Origin of the sequence: Streptomyces sp. NPDC002133 (genome assembly GCF_040296405.1) — a bacterium.
Classification (GTDB): Bacteria; Actinomycetota; Actinomycetes; order Streptomycetales; family Streptomycetaceae; genus Streptomyces.
Genome location: NZ_JBEOXF010000113.1, coordinates 1 through 9740 on the forward strand (window position 1 = coordinate 1; position 9740 = coordinate 9740).

Genomic DNA, 9740 nt, shown 5'->3' on the forward strand with positions numbered 1-9740 from the left:
CCACGGCACCGCTTCCCTGGTTGCCGCCCTGGAGGTGACCAGCGGCGAAGTGCTGACCGAGGTGATCGCCCGCAACGACGCAGCGACCTTCACCGTGTTCCTGGACCAGCTGGACCGGACCATCGCCCCAGACAAGGAGATCCACGTCGTGCTCGACAACGGCTCCTCCCGCACCGCCAGGCACACCAAGGCATGGCTGGCCGCGCACCCGCGCTGGCACGTCCGCTGGACCCCACCGCACGCCTCCTGGCTCAACCAGGCCGAACTGTTCTTCTCCGCCCTGACCCGCCGGGTCCTGCGGCACGGTGTCGAGGTTCAGGGTCATCTGTCCAGATAGGTACACGGTCACGTGTGCAGGCGGCCGTACGCCACAGCGGAGGGGCCGCCCGATAGCCAGCCGCTTCTCACGGGTTGGGGGGCGCAGTCCAGAGTGGCCGCGCAGCGGCCATCGCGTTAGCGACGCCCGAAGGGCGCTCTTGACGGCGGTCACCGACCCGCACAATCAGCAGTCGGGCGGCCCCGGCCCGCCCACCAGGGTCACATGAGCTTGTACGCGGCTGGTCACGTGAGGTTGTACGCCGACAGCACGGCGACTTCGCCAGCCGCGACGACCTGATCGACAAGCTGGAGACCTACGTGATCAAGCACAACGAGACGGCCAAGCCCTACCGCTGGACCTACGAGGGCACCCCGCTCAAGGCAGCCTGATCAACACCCTCCACGAACTTCCGCGGAGCAGCACTAGACCCGGGTTTGCCTCGCAAAAAGGCGGGGAGCAGCGATGAGAGAGGGGGCGACCGCAGTGGGCGCCCCGTCACCGGAGGGCGTAATGATCATCCTCGGAGTCATTCTGCTCATCATCGGCCTCTTGGCCGGCATCGGTATCCTCTGGACCATCGGGATCATCTTGGTCGCGATCGGGATTCTGCTGTGGATTCTGGGAGCGGTAGGACACGCGGTCGGCGGACGACGGCACTACTGGTAGCCGCGGCACTCCGCCAGGGAATTCGGCTGAGCAGGTCGGCGACGCCCTCCTCGCACGGCACAGCGAACGTCAGTTGGCTCGGCCCTGCTCCGTCGCGCTGTGAACCGACCCACCGACATCCCCTCAGCTGACGGAAAGCTCCGGTCACGATGACGCCTCATGCTCCTGTTCGTCCCCTGCCCTCACGGGCGTCCGGCAGTGACTTCGCCAGACTGGCGAAGGAGATTGCCGACGCCGGGCTGATGCGCCGCCGCCCCGGCTACTACACGGCCCGCATTACCACGGTAGGCGTGCTCTACGCCGGCGGCTGGACCGCTTTCGTCCTCATCGGCTCCAGCTGGTGGTCACTGGCCATCGCTGCCTTCCTCGCCCTGGTTTTCGGCCAGGTCGCCCTCCTCGCCCACGACGTGGCCCACAGGCAGGTATTCCGGCTGCGCAAGGCCAGCGAGCGGTTCGGCCGGATCGCCGGGAATACGGGCATCGGAATGGGCTACGGCTGGTGGCAGGACAAACACACACGCCACCATGCCAATCCCAACCACGAAACCCTCGACCCTGACCTGGTCCCCGACCTGCTGGTCTGGTCGCAGCATCAGGCCCGCGCCGCCAGGGGACTTCCCCGGCTCATCGGCCGCTCCCAGGCTTTCCTCTTCTTCCCTCTCCTCACGCTGGAGGGCTTCAACCTGCATGTGATGGGTGTGAAGGCCCTGGCCAACCGCTCGCTGAAACACCGTGCTCAAGAAGGCACCCTGCTCTTTGCCCACTTCGCGCTTTTCCTCGCTGCGCTGTTCCTGGTGCTGCCGCCAGGTATGGCGATCGCCTTCCTCGCCGTTCACCAGGGCCTGTTCGGCCTCTACCTCGGCTCCATCTTCGCCCCCAACCACAAGGGCATGCCGATTCTGACCGGCAAGGACCGCCCCGACTTCCTCCGCCGCCAGGTCCTCACCTCACGCAACGTGCGCGGCGGCCGATTCACCGACATCGCCCTGGGCGGTCTCAACCACCAGATCGAGCACCACCTGTTCCCCAGTATGCCCACCCCCCAACTACGCGCCGCCCGCCCCATCGTCCGCCGCTTTTGCAAGGAACTAGGCATCCCCTACATCGAGACCGGCCTCATCGCCTCCTACCGACAGGCCCTCACGAGCCTCCACCAGGCAGGCCTCCCCATCCGCGACGCCCACCACCGCTCAGTCAGAGTTTCATCCGCGTCCTGAGCTCGCTACGCCTCCAACCAGCGGTGGCTGACCGACTGGAGAGGGCACCCCACAGCAGGTGGCCGACTCCCGCAGTAGCGAGATGTAGGACAGGAACGGCAGCCTGATATTCGGCGCCTGCGGACCGTTCCCCGGATGCGTCATGAGGCGTCGCCTACCGGGATCGCTCCTCCCCGTCGTCATCGGCTTCCTCGTCCTCCCATTCGTCTTCCTCGACGCCCCCTTCTTCTTCGTCCTCAGCGACGTCTTCGTCTTCTTCGTCCTCAGCCTCGCCGTTTTCGTCTTCCGTGGCTTCGTACTCGCCGTCATTCTCCGAGTCCTCGGCCTGTGCTGCCTCTTCCTCTTCCAGGGCTTCGTCGTGCGACATGACGACTTCGCCGTCTCGGATCTCGCCGCGCCAGCCTTCCGGCTCTTCCTCGGTGAGAGTGACGTACCGCTGGAAGTGCTTGAAGTCCAGGCGCATCCGGCGGCCCTGGGCCCGCCACAGATTTCCGGTCTTCTCGAAGAGCCCGGACGGGTAGTACTCCACGACCAGGACGATCCGCGTCAGCGTCGGAGCCAGTTCGTGGAAGCTGACCGCACCCTTGGTGCTGCCCTTTGCTCCTTCGGAGGTCCAAGCAATCCGGTCGTCCGGGATCTGCTCCTGAACAGTCGCTTTGAAGCTGCGGGAGGAGGGGCCCACCTTGACCTTCCAGTCGCTGGTCATCTCGTCGCTCATCGAGACGCTGCGAACGCCCTTGGTGAAGCTGCTGAACTTCTCGTACTGGGTCCAGTAGTCGTAGGCCGTGCGAAGGGGTACGCCGACGTCGAGGACCTCGATGATGTTCATGCTCTTGCTACTGCCGGACTTGCGCTTGCCCCCGCCGAACAATCCCTTGGCCTTGTCCACGACACTGTCCTTGAGGCCTTTGGCCTTCTCGGACAAGAATGCCTTCACGGGGGACTCACCCCCGAGGATGCGCGAGCCGATTTTGAGCAGTGACCCGCCGTTGTCGGCGACATCGGTGAGCTGCCCCGTGAGGTCCGTGAGCTTGTCGCTGGCTTTCTCCGCGAGCCGTTCCACCTGTGAACCGACGAAACCCGACAGCGCCTCACCCAGTCCGCCCGCCCCCGATCCCTGCGTCTCCGGCTGCTTCGTGTCCTTCCCGGCCATGGCGGGCTACCTCCGGCGATCGGCGCGCTTGGATGTCTTCTTCGCCGCCCGCCCTGAAGACGCCGCCTTCTTTGCGGGGGCCTGCTTCCTGGTGGCGGACTTCTTGGCCGGGGCTGCTTTCTTCGCGGCCGGCTTCGTCGCAGAGGTCTTCTTCCTCGCCGCTGCCCCGGAAGAACTCCGGGCAGCGGGGGCCCTCTCACGCCTTGACGCGGTACCCCTCTCGGGCCGAGCCGGCTTCTGGGAGCTTCTCCGGCGCTGCGGGCGCTCGGGTTCAGGCTCCTCCTCCTCTTCCTCTTCCGGCTCTTCCTCCTCCTCTTCCGGCTCTTCCTCCTCCTCCTCTTCCTCGTACTCCTCCTCGGGCTCTTCCTCTTCTTCCTTCTTGCCGAGGCCTGCCGTACGGTCACGGAGCGTGTCCGCGAGCGTCCCCATGCCGCGAGTGGCAGCAGCCGTCACTGCCTTGCGGCCGGCGTCGAGGAACTCCCCCTTCAGCTGGTCCTGCAGTTCGGCGACCTGCGGGATCTCCCCGAGCTTGCGCATTCCCTCGGCAGCGAGCTGGCGCGGCTCGAGACCGAACCGTCTGCCTGCCAGATACGTCCCCACACTCAGGGCGAGCTTGCCCTTCTTCGTACGGCCGAGCACGTAACCGCCGGCTATGGCCGCGGCGAGAGCCATCTTGGTCTGATCGTCCATGCGCACGTCACCTTCATCGTTCCCTTACGGGCCCGCCTGTGCCGCGCCAGCTGCTGTTGTCTGGTCTCTGCTTCTACGGCGGCCACAGCAGCCGATTCTTGGAGCGCAACGAAGGTGGAACCTAGCCCTGCTCCCTTCGGGCGAAGCCGGCTATCTACAGCTCGGCGATTCCGGCCACGACGGGGGGCGCCTCGGCACGAGAGCCATCACTCAAGTGCCGGTCCTGTAATTACCAGTTTCGCCTGAATCGTGTCGGTCGCATCTGGAGAAGCTCTGCCTCCTGCTGCGGAGGCGGGCCGTTGCCGGTCGCTGGACGTCAGCACCGACCGCTGTGGCGGACCTATGAGCGGCAGACACTAGACCCGGTGGACGAACGCCGGCGTTCGGTCCGCTCGGGCTTGTTTCGCCGTCCCGCCCGTTCTGTTCCAACTCGCCGCCCCCTTTTGCCGGGCCTGTTCCTGCTCGGCGTCGGCCTCCTTGAGAGCCTCCAGGACGTCCGTGCCGACGAGCATCCCGGCAGCGTAGTGGTGCGCACGGACCGTCGTGGAGTCCACGCTGAGGGATAAGTCCGTCTTGCCCTGGCGGGCGGCTTCGGCGATCAGGCCCTCCAGCAGAGCAGTGAAGACGCCGGCGTTCTGCCAGACCCGGAAGCGTCCGTAGACGGTTGGCCACGGCCCGAACTCGCCGGGCATCTCCCGCCACTGCGCGCCTGTCCTGAACCGCCAGATCACGCCCTCGAACTGGTCCCGCAGCCGCTCTGGGTACGGGCCATACTCGCCTATCGGCAGGAACGGCTCTATCAACTGCCACTGCTCGTCGGTGAGTTGCCTGCGCGTCACGATCGTCTTCCTACCGGATCCGCCTTCAGGCGGATCCGGACCGGCGAGATTGATCACGACATCACACAGGCCCTAGTACTCCAGCCGTATTTCGGTATCTGGGCTGGTCAGCGGCCTGGCGGCGGGGAGTTTAGCCGGGGCGTCACAGGCGCGCGAGGGCTTTGGCTGGCATTTCCTTCGGACGAGGGTCCTGTCGCATGTCCGTGGGCGTGTCCGAGTAGTTCTTCAGCGTGATCGATGAGGCTCCGGCATGTGTGTGGGATCGGGAACTTGAGGAACTCTTCTTGCGGGTCGGTGCCCGCTTCGCCCGTGTCGAGCCCCGGCGGCGGATGCGGGACTACGTGCGTGGCCTGCTCGGCCCGGTGGGCCGCAAGAACGGCTGGCAGCTGGCCGAGTACGCAGGTCACGCGACCCCGGACGGACTGCAGCATCTCCTGGCGAGGAGCTGCTGGGACGCCGACTCTGTTCGTGACGATCTCCAGCAGTACGTTGCCGACCAACTCGGCGAGGACGGCGGGGTATTGATTCTTGACGACACCGGTTTCGTCAAGAAGGGCGTGACCTCCGCCGGGGTGCAGCGCCAGTACTCCGGCACTGCCGGCCGCACCGAGAACTGTCAGATCGGCGGTGCGACGCGAGGTCGCACGCTGTGAGTGGTTACGTAGGGAGGAGGTCGGCATGACGCCGATGACGTAACCCGGGCCAGTGTCCAAGGCCCGTCCCCTCCCCGACGTGCGTCGCTGGTAACGGCGGGGTGCGAAGCTCGGGGAAGAAGCCCAAGAGCCCCCGTTCCATCCGGGGACCACAGGCAAGGGGAAGACCGGACGGGTGAAGCTCACTGAACCCTCAACGATGCTCCGTGATGGCAAACCTCGCAGATGGGAAGCAAGAGCGGGGTGCAGGACTGGCCGCTGAGAAGCGGCAGGTGCCGGTCGAAGACACCGAGTCGACCGGGAGGACACCACCGTCCCGGGGTAATGAGGGCGCCCACCCCGGTCGCATCTCACGCGTGCGGAACGCGACAACCCCGTTGGGGTCCAGACCTGTTGGTCTGGTCAGCCAACCGCAAGGAAGGCCCAGCTCCCCAGCGGGTGCAGGACGGCCCAAGAAGCCAACGCCGGCCGCCGAAAGGCAGCAGGAAACCGGGACAGCACCGGCACCTCCGCCGAGTCCCGCATAACTGGCCGGATACGGGCGGATGCCCGGACCCGAAAGGGTGCTGACGTGGGCCGGGTGAGCCTGTGAAGAACGCTGTCGAGCAAGAAACCAGAACCGAAGGGCAAGTTGGACACCGTGACGGTCATACCCGCTGCCGACCAGGCCGCGACCAGCACCGCTCCGGTGAACGGACCGGAGGACACTCCGCTCGACTGGGACGCCATCGACTGGCTGGCCCAGGAGGAGACAGTACGGCGATTGCGGCAGAGAATCTTCACGGCATCGCAGGCAGGGGACCTCAGAAGGGTCCGCAACTTGCAGAAACTGATGCTCCGCTCCCGAGCCAACACGCTGGTCAGCGTGCGACGGGTGACGGAGATCAACGCAGGACGCAAGACGGCCGGGATCGACGGTCAGGTCGTCCTGACCGCCTCGGGCAAGACGGAACTGGCCCACTGGGTCCAGTACCGGGCGAGCCCGTGCACGGCCCGGCCCGTCAAGCGGGTGTATATCCCCAAGCCAGGCGGCAAGAGACGCCCGCTCGGCATTCCGACGGTCATCGCATAGGGCCGTATCGTCCAGGCAGTCCTTGGGTTCGTTGACGGTGACCCACCCGTTCCATGTGCTGGCCGGCCAGCAGTTGGACATTCTGTTCGTCAAGCGTCGTGGCGGCGCTCTGGTGTTCGTTTGCGCGACCGGTACGGACGGGAGTGTGACGCTGCCGCAGGAGTGGACGGATCGCGGCCCGGTGCCGGCTGCGGACCGGCTCGCGGTTGACGGGCTGTGTGCTGCGCGTGCGCTGGTGGACGCCCTCGTGAGCCGTGGTGCCGGTGAGGACGGGGGCGGATCCTGATGACACCACTGCAGTGTCGTGCACCAGCCCCGGCGTGGGCGGAAGCGAGGAACCGTGCCGGGAGCGAGCCGCGAGACGGTGATGGTGCTGGCCAACATGGTCGAGTCCGTGCTGGGAGGCGGCCGTGAACGGAGAGTCGAAGATCACCGCGTCCCACCGTGCGCGGACGGCTGCGGTTTACCTGCGGCAGTCGACGCTGGTGCAGGTGAGGGACAACACCGAGTCCACGGCCCGGCAATACGCGCTGGCGGAGACCGCCGTCCGGATGGGCTGGGCCCGGGAGGACGTGCTGGTCATCGACGCCGATCTGGGGGTGTCGGGGAAGTTCGGAGCCGACCGCGAGGGGTTCCGGGATCTGGTGGCCAAGGTCTGCCTGGGCGAGGTTGGGGCGATCTTCGGCCTCGAGGTGTCCCGCCTGGCGCGTTCCTCGGCGGACTTCACCCGGCTGCTGGAGCTGGCGCGGCTGACCGACGCCCTGCTGGTGGACGGCGACGGGGTCTACGACCTGGCGGACATCAACGACCGCCTGCTGCTGGGGCTCAAAGGGTCGATGAGCGAGGCCGAGCTGCACATCCTCTCGGGCCGGTTGCAGGGCGCGAAGCGGGCCGCGGCCGAGCGGGGCGAACTGCGGTTCCCGCTGCCGGTGGGCTACGTCTACGACGACGAGGGCGAGTGCGTGATCGACCCGGACGCGGAGGTCCAGGCCGCGATCCGGGACGTCTTCGCGGCCTTCGCCGCGGGCGGCTCCGCCTACGCGGTGGTCTCCGCGTTCGTCGGACGCCGCTTCCCGCTCCGCGCTTACGGAGGAGTGTGGGCAGGGCAGTTGCGGTGGGGCAACCTCACCCACGCGAGGGCGCTGGGCGTGCTGGGCAACCCCTGCTACGCGGGCACCTACGTCTACGGCCGGTACGCGACCCGGCGGCGGGTCGAGCCGGACGGCACGATCCGCACCGGAGTACGCCTCCTTCCCCGTAATCAGTGGCCCATCGTGCTGCACGACCACCACGAGGGCTACCTCACCTGGGCCGAGTTCGTCGACATCGAGGCGAGGCTGAAGGCCAACTGCACACACGACGGCGCCCGGCCGCCGCGAGAGGGCCTGGCCCTGTGTCAGGGGATCATCGCCTGCGGTTCCTGCGGACGGCCGATGACCACCCGCTACCACCGCGGCGGCAGGGCCGCCTACGAGTGCTCCGCCTCCCGGGCGGACCATCAGGCCACCGCGACCTGCCGGTCAATCACCGCCGGCACCGTCGATGACGCGGTCGTCTCCCGGCTGCTGGCCGCGCTCACCCCCGAGCAGATCACTCTCGCGCTGGCCGCCGCGGACGAGGTCACCGCCCGCCACACCCACTCCCACCGGGCCGCCGAGCTCGCGGTGGAGCGAGCCCGCTACGACGCGGACCGCGCGGAGCGTGCCTTCACCGCGGTCGAACCGGAGAACCGGCTGGTCGCCCGCACGCTGGAAGCCCGCTGGGAGGCCAGGCTGACAGCCCTGGCCGAGGCCGAGACCGCCCTGACCGCCGCCCGGGAAACGCGGCCGCCACTGCCCGACCGGGCCGGCCTGCAGGCCTTGGCCGCCGACCTCCCCCGTCTCTGGGACGCACCAGAAACCCAGGACAAGGACCGAAAACGCCTGCTCAGGACGCTGATCGCGGATGTGACTCTGCTGCCCGAGCTCGACCGGACCCGGGCCAGGATCGGCATCCGCTGGCACACCGGTGCCACCGACGAGGCCACCCTGGACCGACACGACGCCCCGCGCACCCCGACCGCCGCCGTCGAGCTGATCACCCGGCTCGGCCCGCTGCTGACCGACGACGCCCTGGTCGTCGAACTCGCCGCGGCCGGCCTGCACACCGGCAAGGGACGCCCGTTCGACGTCAAGGCCGTGCGCTGGGCCCGTCATGCCTACAAAATCCGGGCCCCCCGCACGGTCCCGCTCCGCGAGGGCGAGATCACTGTCGAGGAGGTCGCCCGGATCCTGCAGGTCACGGCAGGGGCCGTCTACTACTGGATCACACACGGCCGGCTACCCGCACGCAAGGACCACAGCGGACGCTGGTGCGTGCCCTGGGACCAGACCATTGAGGCCGACTGCCGCGACCGGATCGCCCGGTCAGGACACCTCAACCCCACCGGTCCAGGCGCCCGCCCGCTCCCAGGGCAGACAGACAGCGAAATCAGCGTCCAGGAGGCAGCCGCGCGACTGGCCGTCCCCGCTGACACCGTCTACTACTGGATCCGCACCCGGCGTCTCGGTGCCCACCGCACCGAGACGGGCCGCGTCAGCATCCCATGGAACGACGAGGTCGAAGCCGCATGCCACCAACTCACCACCCGAACCAAGAACTTCCCACCCACAACCCGAACCACCACAGCAGGAGGGGCAGTATGAAGCCACCACGCCCGTGATCTTGGACCGGGTCGAGCAAGCCCGGGTCTCCCAGGCACTGGAACCGGAGTGGGAAGCGCGGTTCGAGCCGAAGTCGTATGGCTTCCGGCCCGGCCGCAGCTGTCAGGACGCGATCGCGGCGATCTACTGGACGGCCAAAGGCAGCAAAGCCCGCCGCCGGTGGGTCCTGGACGCAGACCTGGCAGCGGCGTTCGACCGAATCGACCACGACCACCTTCTCCAGCAGCTCGGCACATTCCCCGCGCGGGAAAAGGTCGGGCAGTGGCTGCGAGCGGGTGTGGTCGAGGAAGGCCGGTTCACGCCGACCGAGGAGGGAACTCCTCAAGGCGGCGTGATCACGCCTCCAACGCAATGGATAACCGGTGCGCATGTCGCCCTCGGCGTCGGATTCTGGTGACTGACCGTGGTCGGCGGGGGTGTGCTCGCGGA

General features: G+C 67.6%; 8 protein-coding genes and 3 pseudogenes. 8 read left to right on the top strand and 3 right to left on the bottom strand.

What is annotated here, in order from left to right; translation table 11 throughout:
- The 3 genes from ABT078_RS41745 to ABT078_RS41755 form a co-directional block, all read left to right on the top strand.
- Positions 1 to 337, top strand: a 337-nt coding sequence (locus tag ABT078_RS41745) for a transposase (protein WP_351237577.1), incomplete at its 5' end; no start/stop codon positions are given.
- A 492-nt stretch (positions 338 to 829) separates the two neighbouring features.
- Complete coding sequence (locus tag ABT078_RS41750; protein ID WP_351237579.1) at positions 830 to 985, top strand: DUF6131 family protein; 156 nt, start codon at positions 830 to 832, stop codon at positions 983 to 985.
- Positions 986 to 1134: 149 nt separating this feature from the next.
- Complete coding sequence (locus ABT078_RS41755) at positions 1135 to 2202, top strand: fatty acid desaturase family protein (RefSeq protein WP_351237581.1); 1068 nt, start codon at positions 1135 to 1137, stop codon at positions 2200 to 2202.
- 154 nt (positions 2203 to 2356) lie between these two features.
- Here ABT078_RS41755 and ABT078_RS41760 read toward each other — a convergent pair whose 3' ends face one another.
- The 3 genes and pseudogenes from ABT078_RS41760 to ABT078_RS41770 all read right to left on the bottom strand — a co-directional run.
- Entirely contained in the window at positions 2357 to 3355 is a 999-nt protein-coding gene (locus tag ABT078_RS41760) for an SRPBCC family protein (protein ID WP_351237583.1), read from the bottom strand.
- A 6-nt stretch (positions 3356 to 3361) separates the two neighbouring features.
- Positions 3362 to 4045, bottom strand: coding sequence for a histone protein (locus tag ABT078_RS41765; RefSeq protein WP_351237585.1), 684 nt, complete (start codon positions 4043 to 4045; stop codon positions 3362 to 3364).
- A gap of 395 nt (positions 4046 to 4440) precedes the next feature.
- Positions 4441 to 4884: pseudogene (locus ABT078_RS41770) on the bottom strand (transposase); the annotation flags it as partial.
- Between the two features lie 230 nt (positions 4885 to 5114).
- Here ABT078_RS41770 and ABT078_RS41775 point away from each other — a divergent pair.
- The 5 genes and pseudogenes from ABT078_RS41775 to ABT078_RS41795 form a co-directional block, all read left to right on the top strand.
- Positions 5115 to 5510 (top strand): annotated as a pseudogene (locus ABT078_RS41775) (IS701 family transposase); the annotation flags it as partial.
- 667 nt (positions 5511 to 6177) lie between these two features.
- Entirely contained in the window at positions 6178 to 6609 is a 432-nt protein-coding gene (locus tag ABT078_RS41780; RefSeq protein ID WP_351237587.1) for a reverse transcriptase N-terminal domain-containing protein, read from the top strand.
- Positions 6610 to 6646: 37 nt separating this feature from the next.
- On the top strand, positions 6647 to 6895 hold the full coding sequence (locus ABT078_RS41785) for a DUF5372 family protein (RefSeq protein ID WP_351237589.1): 249 nt from the start codon (positions 6647 to 6649) through the stop codon (positions 6893 to 6895).
- A 124-nt stretch (positions 6896 to 7019) separates the two neighbouring features.
- Positions 7020 to 9293 (top strand): recombinase family protein, encoded by a 2274-nt coding sequence (locus ABT078_RS41790; RefSeq protein ID WP_351237591.1) that lies wholly within the window; start codon positions 7020 to 7022, stop codon positions 9291 to 9293.
- A 10-nt stretch (positions 9294 to 9303) separates the two neighbouring features.
- Positions 9304 to 9654 (top strand): annotated as a pseudogene (locus ABT078_RS41795) (reverse transcriptase/maturase family protein); the annotation flags it as partial.
- Positions 9655 to 9740: the final 86 nt, after the last annotated feature.

Excerpts from the sequence above, each read along its gene's own strand:
- ABT078_RS41750 (WP_351237579.1), top strand. The coding sequence starts at position 830 with ATGATCATCCTCGGAGTCATTCTGCTCATCATCGGCCTCTTGGCCGGC.
- ABT078_RS41760 (WP_351237583.1), bottom strand. The coding sequence starts at position 3,355 with ATGGCCGGGAAGGACACGAAGCAGCCGGAGACGCAGGGATCGGGGGCG.
- ABT078_RS41765 (WP_351237585.1), bottom strand. The coding sequence starts at position 4,045 with ATGGACGATCAGACCAAGATGGCTCTCGCCGCGGCCATAGCCGGCGGT.
- ABT078_RS41755 (WP_351237581.1), top strand. The coding sequence starts at position 1,135 with ATGACGCCTCATGCTCCTGTTCGTCCCCTGCCCTCACGGGCGTCCGGC.